Below are 20,994 nucleotides of genomic sequence, written 5' to 3'. Positions count from 1 at the left end.
GGCGCCCGCCGCCCCGGGCGGCTAGGCACCCCCCGCGCCGTGGGGGCACGTCGGGCCCCCGGTGGGTGACGCGGTGGTGGCGTCGGATGTCACCGGGGTCACGGTGTGCGGCTTGTGCTCGCGTGAGCGCAGACGGACCATCACGTCCCGCAGGGGCCGCAGGGAGATGACGGGAGAGCCGTAGCCCAGGGCGGCGCCGGGCACGAGGTTGAGCTTGAAGCGCTGGTTGATCATCGCCACGATGATCCGCAGTTCGAGCAGCGCCATGGCGTTGCCGACGCACTGCCGCGGGCCCGCCCCGAAGGGGAAGTACGCCATGCGCGGGCGCTCCCGCACGGCCTGCGGGGTGAAGCGGTAGGGGTCGAAGGCCACCGGGTTGTCCCAGTGGCGCGGGTTGTGGTGCGAGGCGAGCGGCGAGAGCAGGATCGACGAGCCGGCCTCGATCTCGTAGCCGTCGAGGGTGTCGGCGCCGACGGCCGCCCGCGGGAAGATCCAGATCGGCGGGTACATCCGCAGGCTCTCGTCCACCACCATGCGCGTGTACGTCAGCCCGGCCGCGCTGTCCGCGTCGGGGGTGGCGCCGCCCAGTTCGCGGCCGATCTCCTCGTCCAGCTCCTCCTGCACCTGCGGGTGGTTGGCGATCGACAGCAGCGTCCAGCAGAGGGAGACGGCCGTGGTCTCGTGGCCCGCCAGATAGATGGTGAGCAGTTCGTCCCGCAGCTGCCGGTCGGTCCACGGCTCCCCGGTCGCCGGGTCCTCGGCCTGCTCCATCAGGGCGATCAGCGGACCCTCTCCGGTGCGCGCGTAGTTCTCCCGGACGTCCGCGACGACCTTGTCGAAGACCTGGTGGATGTTCGCGATCTTGCGGTTGCGTGCGGTCGGCAGCCAGGACGGCAGCATCTCGGACGGGGTGCCCCGCCGGAACATCACCTCCACCACGTCGTCGACGATCCGCTTCAGCGCGGGCGAGTCGGGCTTGATGTCGTAGGCGAACAGCGAGCGGCTGAGGGTTACCAGGGTGAGCCGCAGCATCTCGGCCATCAGGTCCACCGGTTCGTCGCGCGCGGCCCTCGCCTCCCACTCGTCGAGCATCTCGTTCGTCGCCTCGACGATGTTGGGGACGATGTCGGTGACCGCGTTCTTCAGGAACACCGGCTGCACCGCCCGGCGGTGCCCGCGCCAGAACTCGCCGTCCGTGGTCAGCAGACCCTTGCCCATGACCACGCCGAACTGCTCGTACAGCGGCCCGCGCACATAGTTGGCGTTGTTCTCCACCAGCACCCTGCGGACCGAGTCGGGGCTGGTGGCCTGGTGGACCGTCATCGGCCCGAGCCGCATGCGGACCAGCTCGCCGTGGTCGCGCTGCAGGCCCAGCAGGAACTCGGCGGTGTTGCGGCGCCAGGGGCCGAGACTGCCGAGGACGGGCGCGCCCTTCGGGCCGGGGGCGGTGCGGGTGGTGGCAGGGGTACGGGTGGCGGTGAGGGTGTTCATCGGACGTCCTTGGCTGCGGGAGCGGTTCGGGTCAGGGGCGCCGTGCGCCGGGGGCCGCCGCGCGGCACCGGGAACGCGCGCCGTACGAAGAGGTGGTCGAAGACCATGTCCGGGGCCAGGCGGCGCAGCGCGATGGTGCTCCGGGCGAGGAAGCCGACGGTGTAGCGGGCGCGGGGGCGCCGGGTGCGGGCCGCGCGGGTCACGACGCGGGCGACGTCGTCGGCCTGGACGGCGAAGGTGCCCGCCAGGGTGCGGCGGCTGCCGGTGTAGATGGCCTCGAAGTACTCGGCGGTGCGCTGCCGGAAATCGTCGTAGACCGGGCTGACGGAGGGCAGGTTGTCCACGTACGTCGCCCCGAAGCCGGTGGTGCGCACCGGCCCCGGCTCGATGACGACGACCTTGACGCCGAAGCCGGCCGTCTCCAGCCGCAGCGCGTCGCTCAGCGCCTCGACGGCGTGCTTGGACGCCTGGTAGAAGCCGCCGCCGGGGACCGCGTAACGGCCGAAGATCGAGGAGATGTTGACGACGGTGCCCCGCCCGGCGGCCCGCATCCCGGGCAGGACCAGCTGGCTGAGGCGGGCCAGTCCGAACACGTTCGTCTCGAACTGCCGCCGCATCTCGGGCAGTCCGACCTCCTCCACGACACCGGAGGCGGCGAACCCCGCGCTGTTCACGAGCGTGCCCACCGACCCGTGCTCGGCCTCGACGGCGTCGACGGCCGCGCGCATGCCGTCCTCGTCGGTGACGTCGAGCCGCAGGGTGCGGATGCCCTCGGCGGCCAGCGGGACGAGCATCTCGGGCCTGCGTGCGGTGGCGTACACGGTCATTCCCGCGCGGTGCATCCTGAGGGCGCAGGCACGGCCGATCCCGGATGAGCAGCCCGTGATCAGTACCGGGCTCGGTTCGGTGGGCGAGGTATCGGTGGGCAAGGTCTCGGTGGGCAAGGTCTCCCTCATCTTTCGTTTCGGGCGGGGCATTTCGGAAAGGAGGCGGATATGTATCACCGGATCGTGGCAGCGAAGCTGCGCAAGGCGTTTTCCGACATCAACTCCGGCAATTGGCAGTCCATGGTGGACACGCTCGCACCGGAATTCACTTATGTTTTCTACGGGGAGCACGCGCTCTCCGGTGAGCGGCATACCGTCGAATCCATGAGCCTGTGGTGGCAGCGGGTCTTCCGCCTCATTCCCGACGCGGAGTTCGAGCCTCTGGAGATCATCATTTCCGGCGGCCCCTGGCTGACGAAGGTCGCCACCCGCGTCCGGATCGGCGGCCCGCTGCCGGACGGCTCCCGCTACGACAACGTGATGACGCAGTTCATGTATCTCAAGTGGGGGCGCATCACAGAGATCCACACCTTGGAGGACACCGTCGTCCTGCAGCGGGCCCTGGACCGCATCGCCGCCTCCGGCAACGCCGAGGCCCATGCCGAGCCCATCACGGACGCGTCCGCGCGGGCGGCCCGAGCCGTGTGACGACGGCCCCGGCCGGCCCCCGGCGCCCCTCGCCCGGGGCGCCGGGGGCCGCCGCGTGGTCAGCCGAAGGCGCCCAGCTGCTTCGCGAGGTCGAACGCGTCGAGCGAGAACCAGCTTTCCACGATCACCCCGTCCCGGAACGCGTCGATGACGATTCCCGGAACGGCGAATTCACGCCCCTGCGCCGGAATCCCCTCGTACGGTTCACCGGTATGGGTTCCCCGCGCGGTGAACCGGCTGACGACCTTGTCGCCCTCCAGGATCCAGTCGTCCACCGTGACATGCAGATCGGGGAAGGATGCGCGCTGGATCCGCACCCATTCCTTCAGGTGCTCCACGCCCTCCTCGCTGTTCGGGGCGGTGCCGTGACTGATGTGGTCGGGGGCCGCGCCCTCGTAGATGACGTCGAGGTTTCCCTTGTTGAGGCACTCCTCGTAGTAGCGCTCCAGAACGGCCTTGTTCTTCAGGGTGTCGGACATTTTCTCGCGCTCCTTTTCTGCGGGAATTCAGCCGGCCGGGACCGGGCCCTCGAATCCGGTCAGCGTCATGACTCGGGCGCCGGTCGAGGCGTTCTTCACTTTCCAGGTGCCGAGGACGGGGTCCCCCTCGATGAGGGAGTCGCCGTCCTCGGGGTCGTGCGGGGTGACGCGGCCGACGGTCAGCGGGTCCACCGCGACCGAGAGCCCCGGTCCCTGCCGCGCGCACAGCCGCACCACGTTCTCCAGCGCGGACACCGCGAGGGCGGTGCGCGGGGCGGCGGGTGTCGCCCACAGGTCGCCGGGCGCGCAGGGGCGTACCCGGCCCTCCCAGCGGCCCCGCTCGCCCCGGGTCCAGCGCGCGCGGGGCACCACCGAGGACCGCCAGCGCAACCGCTCGGGCCCCGAACGCCAGGTCGTCATCGGGGTGATGCCGCTGCGCGGCGGGGCGGGCGAGCGGGTCTCCCCGGACGCGTAGCGGAGGCGGACCCTCGCCTCGGTGGCCGGGGCCTCCGGTCCGCCCGGGGCTTCCGGTCCGCCCGGGGTCTCCGGTCCGCCCGGCCGCCGGAAGCGGACCTCCACGGTCCAGGAACGCCCCTCATAGGCGCCCCGGACCTCGCGCTCCAGGACCGTCGCCGGGCCGTGGAGCTTCATCAGGTCCCAGGGGACGACGATGTCCTCCAGGCAGTCGGCCTCCAGCTCCGGGAAGTCCGGGGGCACGATCCACTCCGCGCCCCGCAGCGCGCTCTCCAGGAGCAGGCTCACCGGGACCGCCTCGGCGCCGTCCACCAGGAAGTCCGTCAGGACCGGCGTGGTGTCCCGGTCGAACCGGACCCTCGACACCAGGCGGGTGTGCGGCTCGTAGGAGGTCACCTCTCCGAGGTGGTGGATCTTCGGGTAGACCTCGGGGTGTCCCGGCAGGTCGGGCACGACCGGGTAACCGGTGGCCTGGCCGGGGTCGATCGCGTCGCCGAGCGGCCCCACGAAGGTGATCTCGCCGGTGGAGCCGGCCAGCAGCTCGTCCTGCCACTTGGCGAGTCCGTCGGCGACGCCGAGCGGGGCCATGTAGCGGCGGGTCGCCGCGAAGTTGGCGATGAGGCCGATACGGTCCCAGGTCGGCCAGGCGAGCGTCATCACCGGGAAGTCCGCCCGGCGCTCGGCCCACCGGCCGAGCCGGGCCAGGCCCTCGTTCGCCGCCGCGTACTCCAGCTGTCCGACCATGCCGCCCAGCCGCCCGGTGAGCGAGCCCACGTTGCAGAAGAACTTGAGCCCGCTGCCCTCGAGTTCGCCGAAGAGGTGGAGGAAACTGCCGATCTTCGTCCCCACCGTCCGCAGGATGTCGTCGTCGGACTTCTTGGGCAGCCGGGCCGCGTGGTCCACGCCCGCGTTGTGCACGACGCCGGTGAGCGCGTCGCCCTCCCGCCGCACCAGGTCCCGCACCTGCTCCGGGTCGGTGAAGTCGCAGCGCACGTACTCGATGCGCAGTCCGCGCTTCTGTGCGGCGGTGACGTTGCGGGCGAGTTCCCACAGGCGGCGGACGCGGGCGATGTCCCGGCGGATCTCGGGCAGCGGGCGTCCCCGGCCACTGCCCGACCACAGCCGCTTCTCGTACTCCTTCAGCTCCGCCTCGTCCACGCCGAACCAGGGTTCGCCCTCGGAGGGGAAGGGCTCCCGGCCGGTCACCAGGACCCGCGTGCCGTGCCGTTCGGCGAGCGTACGGGCCAGTTCCCAGCCGATGCCCCGGCCGCCGCCCGAGATCAGGACGCAGTCGCCCTCGCCCAGGTCCAGCGCGGGCGGGCCGACGGGCCGGGCGGCGGGCGACAGGGTCAGCCGCCGGCCCTCGCGGTGGCCGACCTCGATCTCCCCCGGCCGGCCCAGCTCGCTCGCGACGACGCCGGGCAGGTCGTCGAGGGAGGACGGCCCGACGTCGACGACCCGGGCGTTGCAGTTGGGGAACTCCCGGTGCAGCGTCTTGGCCAGGCCCGCCCAGATGCCGCCCAGCGGCTGCGCCAGGTCGTCGTCGGGGTGATGGCCCATGCCCCCGCCGAGACAGGTGACGGCCAGGTAGAACAACCGCCGGGCGGAGGTCTCCCCCGACCAGTCGTCGTACTGCCCGCGCAGCGCGCCGACGGTCCGCAACAGGGGCTCACGCCAGGCGTGGGCCAGATCGGCCACGCCGTCCTCGGGCGAGACGCCGGTCACCGTGAGATCGACGATCGCGTCGAGGGGACCGTCACCACCGAGGGCCGGCCGGGTGGTGGGGGTGTGGCGGTGTACGTGGGCGCCGTGTGTGGTCAGTTCGTGTGCGACCCGGTCGGCGGTCGGATCGTCGCAGGCGAGCAGCAGGACCCGCATGCCGGACAGGCCGGGTGCCACGCCGGTGAGGGGTGGCAGGGCGGCCGGGCGCCACACCATCCGGGTGGTCGGCTGCACCGACGGGTCCTCGGGCTCCGCCCCGGGCGGGGACGTCTGCATGGGTGGGTGTTCCTTCCTGGTCGGGCCGGTCAGGCCGCGTCGGCGGGGACGGACTCGCCCGTGCGGGCATCGACGTAGCCGATCAGGGCCGCGCGCAGGTCCTTCATCTGCAGGACCATCCGGCCGTCGGGCCGGGCCGCGACGAACCGGTTCTCGGCCCGCTCGGCGGCCAGGCCGAACCCGGGGGTGTGGCGTACAGGCCGATGCGGTCGGGGCCGCTGGACAGGGTGTGGTCGTTCGCCTCCTCGTAGAGGTCGATACGGCGGATCGACAGGGGCGCGGCGACCGGGATCAGCCGGTCGTCCACCAGGTCCAGCACCCCGACCCGGGCCAGTCCGTCCAGCAGCACGCACGGCACGGAGAACCCCTGCCAGTGCGGTTCGTCCGGGGGAGGGAGAGGTCGTAGCGGGCCCGCTTGCCCCGGGGGTGGACGGCGGTGCCGCTCGTCGAGACGAACGGTCCGCTCAGCCGGACCGGGGAGCCCGGCTGGTGGTACGGGTCGGGGACGGGGGAGTCGTCCGCGTGGTCCCAGGCGTCCCAGCGCGGGGCGTGCGGATACGCGTCCGCCAGGAGCACGCGGGCCGTGAAGTGCGGCCTGTCCTTGACGAGTACGACGCCGCTGGGCGCCACCACGTCCTCCAGGACCCGGACCTGGACGACGGTGGTCTCCCCCTCCTCCTCGACGACCTCGGCCGTGATGCGCTTCGGTGCCGTGGGGAGGTCGCGGTACACCCGCAGGAAGTGCTCGAACGTCACGTCCTCGAAGGCGACCACGTGCCGGCCCGGCACGAGGCGACGGGCCGCCTCGGCCGCCAGCTCGGTCACGAACGTGCCGGGCAGCGTGGGTTCGCCGCGCACGGTGTGGTGTTCCAGATAGCCGTCCGTGCGCAGGTCGAAGGGGCACTCGAACTCCGCCGAGCGACCGTCCGAGGACACCTCGCGTCGCAGGAAGAACCCGCCGTGCTCCCTGGGCTCCCCAGGCTCCCCGGGCCGCTCCGCCGGCGCCTGGGCGAGATAACCGGGGTAGAACTTCTCCACCGTGGCCTTCTCCGCTTCGCCGAGGTGCACGACCGAGGGGCGCCGGACGGGCGCGTGCAGTTCCTGCACGAAGTGGTGGACGCCCTCGGGCACCGGCATGCTGCTGTAGGAGCCGGCCCGTTCGTAGTACGCCTTCGTCAACTCCCCGGCGCCCATGCCGACGCCCGCCCACAGCGTCCAGCCGATGGTGACCTCCGGGTGGTCCGAGGTGGCCGCCGCGTGACCGGCCGCCGTGCCCAGGAAGTCGTTGGCGGCGGCGTAGTCCGCCTCGCCGAGCTGCCCGAACCAGCCCAGCAGCGAACCGAAGTTGCACCACAGCCGCGGCGGGGCGTCGCGCAGCGCGTACTTCAGGTTCCGGTACGACGCCACCTTCAGATCCCGGATGGCGGTGAACTCCGCGAAGTCCTTGTCCTTGATGAGCGCCGAACGCTGGAGCCCGGCGGCGTTGACGAGCAGATCGACCCGTCCGTCCGCCCGAAGGATCTCGCCGAGGGCCTTCTCGACGTCGGCGCCGTCGCGCATGTCACAGGCGCGGTAGGTGACGCGCTCGGTGCCGCTGTGCTCCGCCATCTCGCGCAGGTTCCCGCGGGCCTCGCGGGCGTTGAGCATCCGGTCGAAGTCCTTGGTGATGCTCGCGACGCTACGGCCGCCGCCCTCGCGGAGTTCGGCGGTGATGTACTTCGCCCGGCCCGCGGCGAACTCCTCGTCGGTGCCCTCGAAGACGGACGCCGGGTAGGCGTCGAGGTCGTTGCTGCCGAGGACGTGGATGCGCGGGCCGAACTCCCTGGCGAGGGCCTTGGCCACCTCCGCGGTGATGCCCCGGGTCCCCCGGCCACCACGATCACCGAGTCCCTGTCCAGCGCGGCGGGCGTCTCCTGCGCGACCTCGACCGGTTCCTCGCGCAGCCGGTGGACATGGCGTGCTCCGCCGCTCTCCACGACCACGGGGAAGTCCCGCTCGGCCCGGCTCTCCTCCTCGACGCCGCGGACCGCCGCCGTCACGTCCGTCCCGGAGGTGAGGTACGCGAGGCTGCCGGCCTCGGTCAGCTCCAGGCCCGCACTCTTCAGCAGGCCGGTGAAGAGGCCCGAGCAGGGGTGCGGGACACCGTCCCGTACGGCGCCGAGCAGCAGCATCGTCAGATCGGCACCGGACCGGGCCAGATCGTCGTAGGCCTGCTGGACGGCCAGGTACACGGCGTCGTGCAGGGCCGTCAGGGGCGATGTGGCGTCCGAGGCGAGGGCGGCGTCGGCGTACGGCGATACCGCGCGGGCGAGGTCGCTCAGCACCCGCAGACGCGTGACCGGCCCGGTGCCCGACAGTGCCTCGCGGACCGTTTCCTGAGTGACCCGGGGCAGGTGGTGCCAGCCGGGGCGGCCCTGGGCGTCGAACGGCGTGGTGGACAGCACCGTGAGCCGGGTCTCCGGACCGGCGGCCCGGGCCACCAGATCGGGGGCGTCCGTGACGACCACGGCCCCGTCCGGCAGGAACGGCACCTTCTCCCGCACCGCCTTCGCGGGCGTCTCCTCCAGCACCGGCACGAAGCGGCTCACGCTCAGCGGGTCGCCGGCCTCGGTGTGGGTGGTGGAGCGGAAGGGCGCGCGCAGGAGGGCGGGCGGAGTGCCGGGGGTGACGTCCGTGGTGCCCGGGATCGTCAGGCGGAGGCTCGCTCCCGGCCTGTCGGCGTCACCGGTGCCGGACACGGTCGCCCGGCCCGCCGGTCCGTGCAGGGCACGCAGGACGGCCAGACCGCCGGACGCGCCCAGGTAGCGGGCGTTCTCCGGGGCGTCGGGGCCGCACCGGACGGGATCGCGCGCGGGCGTCTCCTCCACGGTCTCGTCGACGTAGGCGAGCACGGTCAGTCCGGCGCTGCGGGCCCGCTCCTCCGTCGTCAGGGCGAACAGGAAGGCACCCTCGGCGAGTTCCGTCCCCTCGTCGGGGAGCAGGTCGCCGATGAGGGAGCGGTACTCGGGCAGGCTGTTGCCGTTGATGCCGCCGGCCAGGGCGAAGTCCAGCTCCCCGGTGCGCAGATAGCGGCTCGCCAGGGTGAGGGACGACAGAGCGGAGGCGAATCCCGAGTCCACGGTCATGTTGGCGCCGTTGAGGTCGAAGTAGTTCGCGACCCGGGCGGAGATGATGTTGGGCATCTGGCCGGGGAAGGAGTCCTCGTTGGACTCCGGGATCATCGACCGCACCTGTTCGCGCAGCCGCTCCAGCACGCGCGGCACCTCGGCGGACCCGGCCGGGGGCGACGCGGCGAGGGCTTCCCCGACGTCGTCCAGGTAGCAGCGGTCGGCGTAGTGCATCGCCGCCCTCGTCGGCCCCATGTGCCCGACGAACACCCCGGTCTTCGCGGCCCGTTCCGACCAGAAGTCCGGCATCAGGTCGCGCAGTTCGTGCGCGCACTCCAGGATCATCAGCTGGCACCGGTCCAGCGCGCGGATCGTCTTCGGGGGCAGCCGGACCCGGTTGAACGGCGGTACCGGATAGTCCGCCCCGAAGCTGTCGAGCGGCCCGTCGCCGCCCTCCAGCCAGCGCGTCACGTCCCCCCGTCCCTCCAGTCCGGGCAGATGCGCCGACCATCCCACGAGGGCCACCCGGCTGTCGGCCGCCGGTGCCTTGGTCGTGGGGGTCCGCGCCTGCTCGGGTTCGGCGGCGGCACGGTCCTCGGAGACGATGAGATGGGCGTTCGTACCGCCGAAGCCGAACCCGGACACCGCCGCCAGCCGGGGCCGCTCCCCGTCGGCCGTCCAGGGCCTCGGCCGCGAGGTGACCTCCAGGCCGGTGTCGTCCAGCCGGAAGTCGGCCCGGGGCGTGTCGAGACGGTACTGCCCCGGGATGGTGTCCTGCTCCAGGCCCTTCAGGTTCTCGATGAGCGAGACGACGCCCGCGGCCCAGCCGGTGTGGCCGAGCAGCGACTTGTTGGAGGTGACGGCCGTCGGCACGGAGGTGCCGAAGTGCTCCCGCAGCGTGGTGAACTCCTCCAGGTCACCGGCGGGCGTACCGGTCGCGTGCGCGTTGATCCACCGCACGTCGGCGCTGTCGACCTCGCCGCCCTCCAGGGCCCGCTGCACGGCGAGGCCCTGCCCGGCGGCGTTCGGGGCGTAGATCGCCTTGCCCTTGCCATCGGAGGACGAGCCGAAGGCCCTCAGCACCCCGAGCACCTCGTCGCCGTCCTGGCGGGCCCTGCTCAGCCGCTTGAGGACGACCAGGGCCGCGCCGTCCGCGAAGATCACGCCGTCGGCGCTCTCGTCGAGGGCGTTGACGGTGCCCCGCTTCGACAGGCCCTGGAGCTTGGAGAACAGCACGGTGCCGCGCGGCGCCAGCGCGAACGCCCCGCCGCACACGGCGATGTCCTGCTTGCCCATGAGCAGGCCCTTGGCCGCGATGTCGACGGCGTACAGGGACGAGGAGCACGCGGTGTCGACCATGTGGAGTTCGGTGGACGCCGGCAGGACGCCGTCCATGGCCACCTCGCCGACCCGGTGGGGCAGGAAGCGGGACGGGGAGTCCGCGCCGCGCCAGTACCGCTCGGTGAGGGTGCGGTCGATGCCGTCGCGCAGCTTGTCCCGCTCCTCGTCGGGCAGGCCGAGGTCGTCGACGATGCCGTGCGTCAGGCGGGTCGCGCTCTGCAGGACGCCGGCCTCTTCCAGGTGCTGGCTGCCGTCCGGGGTGTAGCCGATCACGAAGGAGCACCGGTCGTCGTCCCGGCGGCTGACGCCGTCGAGCGCCTGCACCAGGCTGTGGCGCAGCCACTGGGTGGTGTGTTCCTGCTCACCGGGTCCGCCGGGCATGCCCGCGAGGGCGCCGTCGGCGGCCTCGAAGTCGGTGATGAACACGCACTGTTCGGCGTACGCCTTGTCCTCGGCGGCCAGGTCCGCCGAATGGAAGCTGTCGTGCCGCCAGCGGTCCCGGGGGACCTTGACGAACAGCTCGTCCCCGGTCGTCCGCAGCTTCCAGAACTCCTCGGGGCTGTTGGCACCGGCGACGGCCATGCCCATGCCGACGACGGCGATGGCGTCGTCACCGGACTCGGCGAATTCCCCGGACTCGGCGAGTTCCCCGGGCTCGGCGGATTCCCCGGGCTCGGCGGATTCCCCGGACTCGGCGGATTCCCCGGACTCGGCGAGTTCCCCGGACTCGGCGGATTCCCCGGACTCGGCGGATTCCCCGGACTCGGCGAGTTCCCCGGACTCGGCGGATTCCCCGGACTCGGCGGATTCCCCGGGCTCCGCCACCGAGTGCTCCGCGGGCTGCTCCACCGGCTGCTCCGCGGGTTGCCGCGGCGGCGAGAGCAGGGCCGCCCCAGCGTGAGGCCGCCGTCCGCGAGGACGACCTGCCCCGTGATCCAGCGGGCGTCGTCGGAGGCCAGGAAGGAGACGAGCGCGGCGAACTCCTCGGGGCTGCCGAGCCGTCCCCACGGTGTGGCCCGTTCGATGACGTCCCGCATCGGTCCGGCGTCGGGGAACTTGTCCGCCACCTCGCTGCTCAGCATGGCGGCGGAGGCGATGTTGACGCGGATGCCCGACGGCGCCAGCTCCACGGCGAGATACCGGGAGGCGGCCTCCGCGGCGGCCTTCGCCGGGGCGCACGCCGAGTAGTTGGCCATCACCATCTGGGAGCCGCCGAGCGCGGAGACGGTGACGATGGAGCCGCCGCCGCCCCGCGCCATGAGCGGCGCGGCGGCCCGGGCACAGCGCAGCCCGCCCTTGTAGTTGGTCTCGATCGCCTTGTCCAGGTGCGTCTCGGTGACCTCGTCCGGCGGCAGCAGGGCGCCGTTCGCCGCGTTGTTGACGAGGATGTCGAGCCGTCCGTGCAGCTCGTCGATCTCCTGGAACATCCGGTCGACCTGTTCCTGCCGGGCCACCGAGGCCCGTACGAGGTCGACCCGGGCGCCTTCCGCTACGAGCTCGTCGCGGGTCTGCTTGGCCTGGTCGTGCGAGTGGAAGTAGTTGAGGACGATGTCGGCGCCGCGCGTGGCGAGATCCCGCGCGATGGCCTTTCCTATCCCCCTCGACCCGCCGGTTACCAGCGCCACCTTGCCGGTGAGGTCGCTCATGAAGTACGTGTCCTTCTTCCAGAGGTGCGTCGGGCGGTGATCGGGACCGTGGCCGGGTCCGGTTCAGCCGACCGGCTGGCGCTCGGCGAGCCGGTCCAGCTCCGCGATCACGAAGTCGGCGATGGTGTCGAGCGTGTTGTAGGGGTCCAGCCGGAAGTCGGCCTCGCGCGGCGGCAGTCCGTAGCGCTGCGACACCCGCGACAGCAGCTCCACCTGCTTGACGGAGTCGACGCCGAGTTCCGCCTCCAGCTGCACCCCGGCCTCGAAAACCTCCTCCGGGTACTCCAGCGCCTGTGCGTACAGGGTCCGCAGTTCGGCGAACACCTCGTCCCGGTCGAGGGCGGCGTTCGCGGGCGCGGAGGCGGCGGGGGCCGGGGCCCGCTCGGGCTCGGACTCGGGCTTCTCGGCCTGCTCCGGCTCCCGCCGCTGCTCCGGCTGCGGCTGCTCCTCCCCGCCCCCGAAGGCCCGCAGATCCGTCCGGATCCGCTCCCTGACCTCGTGCCCGTGCGCCTTCCAGTACGCGTCGAAGACGTCGGACGGGACGGACGGGGCGAGCAGTTCGGCGAGGCCCGAGCCCTCCGGCCCCGGGTCGGCCAGGCCCGCCGCGCGCAGGTCGCGGAGCGTGCTGTCCAGGGCGAGCCGATCGCCGTCGTCGAGGGCGAGGGTCGCCAGGGAGCGGACGTCCGAGCCGCGTGTCAGCCGTGCCACCAGCTTGGACAGCGCGGGGCGTCCGCCCGCCTCGACGAACGTGGTGACACCGTCGCCGTGCAGCCGGCGCACCGCCGCCCCGAACCGCACCGGCTGGACGAAGTGGTCCGCGAGGCGGCCCGCGAGCGGCTCGCCGGGCTCGTAGTGGCGCTGAAGGATCGGCGAGTACACGCGCCCGCGCAGCGGGTGCTGCTCCAGCGTGCGGACGTACGCCTCGAACTCGGGTGCGGCGGGGGCGAGGGCCGGGGTGTGGAAGGGGAAGGGCGCGTCGATCTCGATCGCGCCGATGCCGAGTTGCGCCGCGATGGCCGTCACCTGGTCCAGGACGGCGTCGGGTCCGCTGACCACGGTCTGCTCGTCGTGGTTCTCGGTGGCGACCGCCAGCAGCGGCTCGTCCAGCAGCCCCAGCAGCATCCGCACCCGGTCCGCCCCGGCGGACAGGGCTACCATGCGGCCGTCGATCCCGTCGTGGCGTTCGATGACCGCGACGCGCTGCGCGACGATCCGCACCCCGTCCTCCACCGAGAAGGCACCGGCCGCGACGAGAGCGGTGATCTCGCCGAGGCTGTGTCCCGCGAGCACGTCCGGGCGGACGCCGTGGTCGGTGAGGATCTCGTGGGCGGCGAGGCCGGCGCCGTAGATGGCGACCTGGGACATCCAGGAGTCCCGGGCGAGCAGGTCGCGCAGGTCGGACTCACCGGGGCCGAGGACGAGGTCGCTGATACGGCGGGAGAACAGCTTCTCGGTCTCGGCGTCGAGGCGTTCGAAGACTCGCCGGACCTGGGGGTGGGTGGCGTCGGCCCGCCGCAGCGCGGCGCCGTCGAAGCCGCCCTGGCCGGGCAGGAGGAAGGCGGTGGAGGTGTTTTCGGGCATGACTGACTTCCCTTTCTCGCACGTGTGTTGAAGGAGGTGGCCGGTCGACCGCTACGGGCCCGCTAGACGGGCGCGGGCTCGGCCGGCCGCTGCCGGGTGCTGTCCAGCAGGTACTGGCCCATGGAGCCGAGGTTCCCGGCGATCAGCCGGTCGCCGGCCCGGCGGGCCGGGGGGATGTGCCGTGGTGCCCCGCGCACCAGCCAGCGCACCATGCGCACCTTCCAGCTGGTGTCCGGGCCGGGGGCCACATGGTCCAGCAGGGCGTGCATGTTGGCTGCGGAGTAGAACCGCGCGGGGTCCACGATGGTGGCGAAGACACCGACCATGTCGCGGCCGTGTGTGGCGCTGCGGCTCATCGCCTCGATGAACTCGACCTCCTCGGGGCTGTGATCGGCGATCGCGGCGTGGTCGCAGGTGTACCGGTAGTGGCCCCTGACCAGGTCGTCCCGCCGCCTGCCGTAGCGGGCGAGCGCCTCGGGCAGTCCGGCGCCGCCCTGCCGCGACCACGCGGTGTCGACGGCGTCCGCCAGGAGTTCGGCGCCGCGCAGGCTGTCGCTGATGCCGGCGGCGGTGATGGGGTCGCGGGTGTAGCCGGCGTCGCCGACCAGGGCCCAGCCGGGGCCGTGGGAGCGGCGCAGGAAGTTGGGCACGGATCCGGTCATCCAGCGGCCGGTGCGCCGGGTGTCGCGCAGGGCGGCGGCCCACTCGGGGTCGACGGCCTCGAAGGCATCGATGACCGTCCGGTCGCGTTCTTCCTGGGCACCGGCCTTGAAGTCCCCGGTGGGCTGGGCGACTCCGACGATCGTCAGGCCGTCGTGGGTGGGCCAGGTGAAGGTGTGCTTGCGGGCGTGCCGGTGGGTGCGGACCCGGCCGTCGTGCGGCAGGCCCTCCCAGTACGCCCAGTGGCTCTTGTTGAGGACGGGCCGGGCGCCGTACTTCTCGGCGCCGGTCAGGCGGGCGACGGTGGAGTTGGAGCCGTCGCCGCCCACCACGAGCCGGGCGTGCTCGGTCACCGCGGTGCCGTCCTCGGTCTGTCCCCGGACGCCGGTGACGGTGCCGGCCTCGTCGGTGCACAGGTCCCGCACGGAGAAGCCCTCGCGGAACTCCGCGCCGGACGCGATCGCGGCGTCCAGCAGGATCCGGTCCAGGGCGGCCCGGTCCGGGGAGTACGCCTCGTCGACCTCGTCGGCGGCGGGCAGCGGGGCCATCAGCCGGGCCCGGCCGCTCTGCAGACCGTACTCGCGGATCGGCGGGCAGCCCGTGGCCTTCAGCTGCTCCAGCAGCCCCCAGCGCTTGAGCCGGAGGATGCCGGGCGGGTGCACCAGGTTGGTCGCGGCGGCCTTCCCGCCGGGGAAGACGGCGCGGTCGAGGAGGAGGACCTTGTGTCCGGCCCTCGACAGGAGCATGGCCGTGGCGGCTCCGCTGATGCGTGCCCCGACCACGATGACGTCGTACATCTCAGGTCCCCAGTCGCCGTGTCGTCCGAATCGCTCGGATCGCTCGGATCGCTCGGATCGGCCCAATCACTCGGATCGGCCGAATCACTCGTACGTCATCGCCGCCGCGTGGCGCTGCCGGCCCCGCTCTTCTCCCGCTCGTGCGACCCGCCGGCCTCGGAAGACCCGCCGGCCTCGCCGGACGCGTTCGCGTCGGTTCCGCGGGCGGAGGAGCCCGGGGCCGCCTCGACCGGCCGGCTCTGCTGGGAGCGGCGCGGCGCGGCGAGCATCGCCAGCACGCCCAGCGCGGCGAATCCGGCCCCGGCCCAGGTCGCGGGCACCAGCCCGTCGACGAACTGCTGCGGGGTGCCGTAGCCGCCGTAGGAGGTGAAGATCGAGGTGAGGACCGCGACGCCGAGGACACCGCCGAGTTCGCGGAAGGTGTTGTTGGCGCCGGAGGCGATGCCCTGCTCGCGCGGCTTGACGACGTTCATCGCCATCTCGGCGGTCGGCGCGAAGAACAGTCCGAGCCCGATGCCGCCCAGCACCAGGCCGGGCACCTGGTCGGTGTACTCGGTGTGCACCTCGGTCACCGAAGCGAGCCAGCCGAGCGCGACGGCCTCGGCCAGCAGCCCCAGCGCCACCACGAGCCGGTTGCCGATCCAGGCGGTCAGGAAGGACGCGAGCGGGGCGATCACCACGGGCATCGCCGTCCACGCGAGCATCCGCACACCCGCCTCCAGCGGCGAGAAGCCCTGGATGTTCTGCATGAACTGGGTGAGCAGGAAGACCAGTCCGAACATGGCCGCGAACATCAGCATGCTGGTGACGTTGACGGCGCTGAAGGCCCGGTTGGCGAACAGCCGCATCGGCAACATCGGCGTGCGGGCGCGCAGTTCCCACAGCACGAACGCCACGAGCAGCACGAGCCCGGCGATCAGGGAGCCGAGCACCTTGGCGCTGGTCCAGCCGTCGTTGGTGGTGCTCACCAGCCCGAAGACCACGCCGAGCATGCCGAGGCTGACCAGGACGGTGCCGACGATGTCGAGCCGGGCTCCGGCCTGCTTGCTCTCGGCCAGCTGCCACACGCCGAGCAGCAGCACGGCGGCGCCGATCGGCACATTGACCCAGAAGATCCACTCCCAGGAGATCTTCTCCACGACGGCCCCGCCGATCAGCGGGCCGAGCGCCACGGCCAGTCCGCTGAGCGCGCCCCACACTCCGAGGGCGATGCCGCGCCGCCGCTCGGAGACCGCCTCGGTCAGCAGCGTCAGGGTCAGCGGCATGACGATGGCCGCGCCGAAGCCCTGCACGGCCCGGGCGGCGATCAGCTCCCCGGGCGAGCCGGCCAGCGCACAGCCCGCCGACGCGGCCGTGAACACCGTGAGACCGATCAGGAACATCCGCCGGCGTCCGAAGCGGTCGCCCGCGGCGGAGCCGCCCATCAGAAAGACGGCGAAGGACAGGGTGTAGGCGTTCACCGTCCATTCCAGTTCCTGGAGATCGGTTCCCAGGGACTTCTGGATGGCGGGCAGCGCGGTGATCACCACGAGGTTGTCCAACGCGGCCATGAACACCGCGAGGGCGCTCACGATCAGCGTCGACACTGCGTTTCCACGGGAAGGGGGCCAACCGGGCACAGGAGATCCTTCGTCGGACGTACGGGACGTGTTTTCGGGTGATGGGGGCAGATCAGTCAGGCGGAGACGGACAGGGTGTCCAGCGCCTCGCGCCACAGGCCGGCCAGCCGCCACGCGTCGGGCAGGGCGCGGTCGTACAGGAAGCCGACCCGGACCCTTTGCCCGTAGGAGAGCAGCGTCACGGACAGGGCGTTGCCCGGCAGCAGGACGCCGATCGGGGTCGCGTCGACGGCGGGGGCGCCGCCGAAGGACAGCGCCGTGGGCAGGCTGAAGTTGGAGGCGTACAGCGGGGAGGCGTGCGGGCTGAGCAGGCGCCGTACCGTCCACCGGGTCACCGGCGCGGGCAGGATCCCGACCAGGACCCTGCTGGCCGGTCGCAGGCCGTGGGCGCGCATCCGCCGGGTCCGCTCGGCGAGTTGCCCGAAGGCGACGTCGAACGGCGTGCCCGGCTCGGGCAGGTTGACGACCGCGGTGGTGAGGTGGTTGCCGACGAGGGCGTCCTCGCCGGGCACGCGGGTGCTGAGCGGCATCCGGACCGGGACCGGTGCCGTGCGAAAGCGCGCCCGGATCTCCTCGTCGCCGCCGGCCGCCCAGTCGTCGACCGCCTTCCACAGGGTCATCAGGAACGCGTCGTTGAGGGTGGCGCCGAACCGGTGGCTCAGCTCCCGCAGTTCGTTCCAGGTCGCATCGGCCGAGGCCACGCCGAGGCGTTCCGCGCAGGGCCTGGGCACCCTCGGCCAGGGCTGGGCGGGCAGCAGGGCGCGGGCCAGTCCGCTGCCCACGCTCACCGTGCCCCGGGCCAGTTCGCCGGCGGAACCGCTGAGGAGCGGCCGCACACCCGACGAACGCCGCTTGCCGTCCTCCAGGCCGGGGTCGCCGAACAGCGAGGAGACGATGTGGGAGGCGCCCATGCCGTCCTCGGCGCTGTGGTGGACCCGGAAGCAGACCGCGAACTCGCCGTCGGCCCATCCGTGCACGAGGTGCATCGACCACAGCGGGGCGCTGTCCGGCAGCGGCTCCCGGGCCAGGGCGGTCAGGACCGTGTCGAGGGGCGTTCCCGGCAGGAACTCCTCCTCGCGCAGATGCGCCGCCGGATCGAAGCCCGGATCCGGCTCGCGCCGGGGGCCTCCGGGGCCCGGTGTCATGCGGTGGGTCAGCCCCGGGAGCACCGGCAACCGAAGCTTGAGAAGGTCGTACAGGTCGCTCAGGGGCGGCGGGCTGCCCTGGAACCGGAGGAACTGTCCGTGGGTCAGGCCGGCTTCCTCCGCCACGGATGCGCGGGATCCCCTGGATCCCCTGGATCCCATGGCGAGGAAGACCTCGTCGATCGGGTTGAGTCGGTGGTTCATGCGCTCGGCTCCCCTGCCGGTCGCGGCGTACATCGTCCCCGGGCGGTCGGTCAGGTGGGTGGGTTGCCGTGCTTGCGGGACGGCAGGTCGGCGTGTTTGGCCCGCAGCGCGCGCAGCGTCTCGATCAGCGTGGCCCGGGTCTCCGCCGGGTCGATGACATCGTCGACGAGGCCCCGCTCGGCGGCGTGGTAGGGATGCATCAGCTCGGCCTTGTACTCCTTGACGAGCCGCTCGCGGGTCGCCTCGGGATCGTCGGACGCGGCGATCTCCCGCCGGAACACCACACCCGCGGCGCCCTCCGCGCCCATCACCGCGATCTCGTTCGTGGGCCAGGCGTACGTGGCGTCGGCGCCGATCGACTGGGAGTCCATGACGATGTACGCGCCCCCGTACGCCTTGCGCAGCACCACCGAGACCCTCGGGACGGTGGCGTTGCAGTACGCGTACAGCAGCTTGGCGCCGTGCCGGATGATGCCGCCGTGCTCCTGGTCGACCCCCGGCAGGAAACCCGGCACGTCGACCAGGGTGACCAGGGGGATGCTGAAGGCGTCGCAGACGGAGACGAAACGGGCGGCCTTCTCGGAGGCGTGGATGTCCAGCACGCCCGCGAGGCTGGTCGGCTGACTGGCGACGACACCGACGGTCCGCCCGTCCAGCCGGGCCAGTCCGCACAGCACGCTGGTCGCCCAGCCCGCGTGCGTCTCCAGCCAGTCGCCCTCGTCGACCACCTCCTCGATGACCGCGCGCATGTCGTAGGGGCGGTTTCCGTCGGCCGGCACCAGGTCGGCGAGCGCGTCGTTGGCGCGCCCGGCGGGGTCGGCGCAGTCGTAGGACGGCGGCGTCTCGCGGTTGTTGGGCGGCAGCAGGGAGAGCAGGTGGCGGACGTCCTCCAGACACTCGGTCTCGTCGTCGTGGACGAAGCCGGCGACGCCGGACACCGCGCCGTGGACATCGGCGCCGCCCAGTCCCTCGTGGGAGATCTCCTCGCCCGTCACCGACTGCACCACATCGGGACCGGTGATGAACATCTGGGAGGTGCCGCGCACCATGAAGACGAAGTCGTTGAGAGCCGGAGAATAGGCGGCCCCGCCCGCGCACGGGCCGAGCATCACCGCGATCTGCGGTATCACCCCGGACGCTTTGGTATTGCGCTGGAATATGCCCCCGTATCCGGCGAGCGCCGATACTCCCTCCTGGATACGGGCGCCCGCGCCGTCGTTGAGGGAGACCAGGGGCGCTCCCGCCGAAAGGGCCATGTCCATGATCTTGTGGATCTTGGCGGCGTGCGCCTCGCCCAGGGACCCGCCGAAGACACGGAAGTCATGGGCGTAGGCGAAGACGGTCCGGCCGTGCACGGTGCCCCAGCCGGTGACGACGCCATCGGTGTGGGGCCTGCGGTGCTCCAGTCCGAAGCCGGTGGCCCGGTGCCGTCGCAGCCGCTCCACCTCCTGGAAGGAGCCCTCGTCGAAGAGCAGGTCGAGCCGTTCCCGCGCGGTCAGTTTGCCGCGGGCGTGCTGTTGTTCGGTGGCGCGCTCGCTCGGCCCTTGCTCCGCTTCGCGCCGGGTGGCGTGCAGGAGGGCGACACTGTCGCGCAGGGCGGAGGGGGTGCCGGTGGGAGTGTCGGTGGGGATGTCGGCATGGGTCGCTAAGCCTGACGCCGGGGCGGGGCTCTCGACCGGAGCCGCGGATCGGACCGTCATCCTCGGGTCTCTCTCCGTCTGTTGGAGGCGGGAATCCTCTCCTTTGAGGCTCTCCCTTTCCCTTCGATTATTCGAGGATCGCCGCACCGCATGTCAAGCGAAATCGGGACTCTCCCGCAGGGCGGGATATCAAGGAATCCAGGAATCCCGTCTCGCGAGAACCGGGAGATTCGGTGAACACAACTGCTCTGCACGGACACTTTCATTTAACGGGGAACTCACCGGTAACCCGCAATGACCGTGGAAATCGACTCCCGGTGCGCGCATGAAAAACCCCCGGCTGGGAACCGCCGGGGGCTCAGGAATCTCTCGGCGTCGCTCAGTACGACCCCGGGGCCTCCTCGGACCACGGGCCGTGATCGTCGTCGCCGGGCGTGAAGCAGGACGCGGCTCGCCGTACCGCCCGCACCGCGGACACCGAGCAGGCCGACATGTCGTGACCGGGCTTCAACACCGCCACGGACCCCATGATCAGCCCGTCCCAGCGCACGGGCGCCGCGCAGCCGACCCAGCCCTCCGCCCACTCCTCGACATCGAGCGCGAGCCCTTCCTTGCGCACGGATTCCAGGGAGGCGAGCAGCCGGGCGTTGTCGCGGAACGCCCCCGGCCCGGCGCCGTCGGGCACGGGCTCGGCCAGTACACCGTCCTGGATCACCTTCGGCAGGAACGCGAGGATGGCCCGCCCCGCCGCCCCCGTCCGCAGCGACCGGCACAGCTCCACCAACGCCCGGGGGGAGACGCCGATCTCGGACAGGTCCGACGCGCCGACAGCCATGTCCAGGCACTGTTTCCCGGCACCCCCGAAGGGTGCCAGGGCGAAGAGGAACGCCAGTCCGCCGTCGGTCGCCGTGTGCAGATCCTCCAGAACGGCGTGCGCGACACGGGCGTTGGGCGCGTGGGCGAGGGATTTCAGCCCCAGCCGCGCGGCCCCCGCCCCCAGCCGGTACAGACCGTGCCCCTCCCGGGCGAAGATGCCGTCGTACACACCGGACTGGAGGATCCGGTGCACCGTCGAGTCGTCCAGCCCTGTCGCCTCTGCCAGCTCGCCGGGCCCGTGCATCTGCCCTTCGACCTCGGTGAAGGCCCGCTGGACCCGGAAGACCCGGTCGGCGTGCGCACTGCCGCCGAGAGTGCTGCGCTTGCTCATTGCCTGCTCCCCGTTGCTCCCCGTTGCTCCCCGTCAGGCGGCGTCGCCCCACCCATGGTGTGACGGCCTGTCCCTTGCCCACCACGGTAGTTGCCCCGGCCACCGACCACAGGAGGGCGCCTGATCCGGC

Annotated in this window: 13 protein-coding genes and 2 pseudogenes; 1 reads left to right on the top strand and 14 read right to left on the bottom strand. The window is 72.2% G+C overall.

Features of this window, described 5'->3' with window-relative positions; all coding sequences use genetic code 11:
• Positions 1-21: 21 nt before the first annotated feature.
• Together ACQEV8_RS22785 and ACQEV8_RS22780 are read right to left on the bottom strand one after the other, a co-directional pair.
• A complete protein-coding gene (locus ACQEV8_RS22785; protein ID WP_432962985.1) occupies positions 22-1,491 on the bottom strand; it encodes a cytochrome P450 in 1,470 nt (489 codons plus the stop codon).
• Positions 1,488-2,447, bottom strand: a complete 960-nt coding sequence (locus tag ACQEV8_RS22780) for an SDR family NAD(P)-dependent oxidoreductase (protein WP_432962982.1) — start codon at positions 2,445-2,447, stop codon at positions 1,488-1,490. The genes ACQEV8_RS22785 and ACQEV8_RS22780 overlap by 4 nt, the downstream gene beginning before the upstream one ends.
• A 39-nt stretch (positions 2,448-2,486) precedes the next feature.
• Here ACQEV8_RS22780 and ACQEV8_RS22775 point away from each other — a divergent pair, with 39 nt between their 5' ends.
• Positions 2,487-2,966: a nuclear transport factor 2 family protein gene (locus ACQEV8_RS22775; protein WP_432962979.1), complete on the top strand. Its 480-nt coding sequence runs from the start codon at positions 2,487-2,489 to the stop codon at positions 2,964-2,966.
• 59 nt (positions 2,967-3,025) lie between these two features.
• Here the strand turns inward: ACQEV8_RS22775 and ACQEV8_RS22770 are convergent, their stop codons facing one another.
• The 12 genes and pseudogenes from ACQEV8_RS22770 to ACQEV8_RS22715 all read right to left on the bottom strand — a co-directional run bounded on the left by ACQEV8_RS22770 (position 3,026) and on the right by ACQEV8_RS22715 (position 20,864).
• On the bottom strand, positions 3,026-3,445 hold the full coding sequence (locus ACQEV8_RS22770; RefSeq protein WP_382491709.1) for an ester cyclase: 420 nt from the start codon (positions 3,443-3,445) through the stop codon (positions 3,026-3,028).
• A gap of 27 nt (positions 3,446-3,472) precedes the next feature.
• Positions 3,473-5,917, bottom strand: a complete 2,445-nt coding sequence (locus ACQEV8_RS22765; RefSeq protein WP_432962976.1) for a KR domain-containing protein — start codon at positions 5,915-5,917, stop codon at positions 3,473-3,475.
• Positions 5,918-6,020: 103 nt separating this feature from the next.
• Complete coding sequence (locus ACQEV8_RS22760) at positions 6,021-6,266, bottom strand: hypothetical protein (protein WP_432962973.1); 246 nt, start codon at positions 6,264-6,266, stop codon at positions 6,021-6,023.
• Positions 6,209-7,525, bottom strand: coding sequence for an SDR family NAD(P)-dependent oxidoreductase (locus tag ACQEV8_RS22755; protein WP_432962970.1), 1,317 nt, complete (start codon positions 7,523-7,525; stop codon positions 6,209-6,211). Before ACQEV8_RS22755 ends, ACQEV8_RS22760 begins: the two co-directional genes overlap by 58 nt.
• A 1,421-nt stretch (positions 7,526-8,946) precedes the next feature.
• Positions 8,947-11,190, bottom strand: a pseudogene (locus tag ACQEV8_RS22750) (beta-ketoacyl synthase N-terminal-like domain-containing protein); the annotation flags it as partial.
• A gap of 131 nt (positions 11,191-11,321) precedes the next feature.
• A pseudogene (locus tag ACQEV8_RS22745) lies at positions 11,322-12,011 on the bottom strand (SDR family oxidoreductase); the annotation flags it as partial.
• Between the two features lie 63 nt (positions 12,012-12,074).
• The gene (locus ACQEV8_RS22740; protein ID WP_432962967.1) at positions 12,075-13,592 is read right to left on the bottom strand and encodes an acyltransferase domain-containing protein; all 1,518 of its coding nucleotides are present in this window, start codon (positions 13,590-13,592) and stop codon (positions 12,075-12,077) included.
• 62 nt (positions 13,593-13,654) lie between these two features.
• A complete protein-coding gene (locus ACQEV8_RS22735) occupies positions 13,655-15,049 on the bottom strand; it encodes an NAD(P)/FAD-dependent oxidoreductase (protein WP_432962964.1) in 1,395 nt (464 codons plus the stop codon).
• A gap of 95 nt (positions 15,050-15,144) precedes the next feature.
• Positions 15,145-16,599: an MFS transporter gene (locus tag ACQEV8_RS22730; protein WP_432972911.1), complete on the bottom strand. Its 1,455-nt coding sequence runs from the start codon at positions 16,597-16,599 to the stop codon at positions 15,145-15,147.
• 125 nt (positions 16,600-16,724) lie between these two features.
• A complete protein-coding gene (locus ACQEV8_RS22725; RefSeq protein ID WP_432962961.1) occupies positions 16,725-18,017 on the bottom strand; it encodes a wax ester/triacylglycerol synthase domain-containing protein in 1,293 nt (430 codons plus the stop codon).
• A 50-nt stretch (positions 18,018-18,067) separates the two neighbouring features.
• The gene (locus tag ACQEV8_RS22720) at positions 18,068-19,717 is read right to left on the bottom strand and encodes an acyl-CoA carboxylase subunit beta (protein WP_432962958.1); all 1,650 of its coding nucleotides are present in this window, start codon (positions 19,715-19,717) and stop codon (positions 18,068-18,070) included.
• A 319-nt stretch (positions 19,718-20,036) separates the two neighbouring features.
• Positions 20,037-20,864 (bottom strand): IclR family transcriptional regulator, encoded by an 828-nt coding sequence (locus ACQEV8_RS22715; protein WP_432962955.1) that lies wholly within the window; start codon positions 20,862-20,864, stop codon positions 20,037-20,039.
• Positions 20,865-20,994: the final 130 nt, after the last annotated feature.

This window comes from Streptomyces sp. CA-179760, assembly GCF_050937045.1.
Classification (GTDB): domain Bacteria; phylum Actinomycetota; class Actinomycetes; order Streptomycetales; family Streptomycetaceae; genus Streptomyces.
The sequence above is the reverse complement of the archived record's forward strand: the minus strand, read 5'-3'. Positions and strand labels throughout refer to the sequence as shown.

What these genes read in the sequence shown, in the direction of transcription:
- ACQEV8_RS22785 (WP_432962985.1), bottom strand. Translation starts at nt 1,491, where the DNA reads ATGAACACCCTCACCGCCACCCGTACCCCTGCCACCACCCGCACCGCC.
- ACQEV8_RS22780 (WP_432962982.1), bottom strand. Translation starts at nt 2,447, where the DNA reads ATGAGGGAGACCTTGCCCACCGAGACCTTGCCCACCGATACCTCGCCC.
- ACQEV8_RS22775 (WP_432962979.1), top strand. Translation starts at nt 2,487, where the DNA reads ATGTATCACCGGATCGTGGCAGCGAAGCTGCGCAAGGCGTTTTCCGAC.
- ACQEV8_RS22770 (WP_382491709.1), bottom strand. Translation starts at nt 3,445, where the DNA reads ATGTCCGACACCCTGAAGAACAAGGCCGTTCTGGAGCGCTACTACGAG.
- ACQEV8_RS22765 (WP_432962976.1), bottom strand. Translation starts at nt 5,917, where the DNA reads ATGCAGACGTCCCCGCCCGGGGCGGAGCCCGAGGACCCGTCGGTGCAG.
- ACQEV8_RS22755 (WP_432962970.1), bottom strand. Translation starts at nt 7,525, where the DNA reads ATGGCGGAGCACAGCGGCACCGAGCGCGTCACCTACCGCGCCTGTGAC.
- ACQEV8_RS22740 (WP_432962967.1), bottom strand. Translation starts at nt 13,592, where the DNA reads ATGCCCGAAAACACCTCCACCGCCTTCCTCCTGCCCGGCCAGGGCGGC.
- ACQEV8_RS22735 (WP_432962964.1), bottom strand. Translation starts at nt 15,049, where the DNA reads ATGTACGACGTCATCGTGGTCGGGGCACGCATCAGCGGAGCCGCCACG.
- ACQEV8_RS22730 (WP_432972911.1), bottom strand. Translation starts at nt 16,599, where the DNA reads ATGGCCGCGTTGGACAACCTCGTGGTGATCACCGCGCTGCCCGCCATC.
- ACQEV8_RS22725 (WP_432962961.1), bottom strand. Translation starts at nt 18,017, where the DNA reads ATGAACCACCGACTCAACCCGATCGACGAGGTCTTCCTCGCCATGGGA.
- ACQEV8_RS22720 (WP_432962958.1), bottom strand. Translation starts at nt 19,717, where the DNA reads ATGACGGTCCGATCCGCGGCTCCGGTCGAGAGCCCCGCCCCGGCGTCA.
- ACQEV8_RS22715 (WP_432962955.1), bottom strand. Translation starts at nt 20,864, where the DNA reads ATGAGCAAGCGCAGCACTCTCGGCGGCAGTGCGCACGCCGACCGGGTC.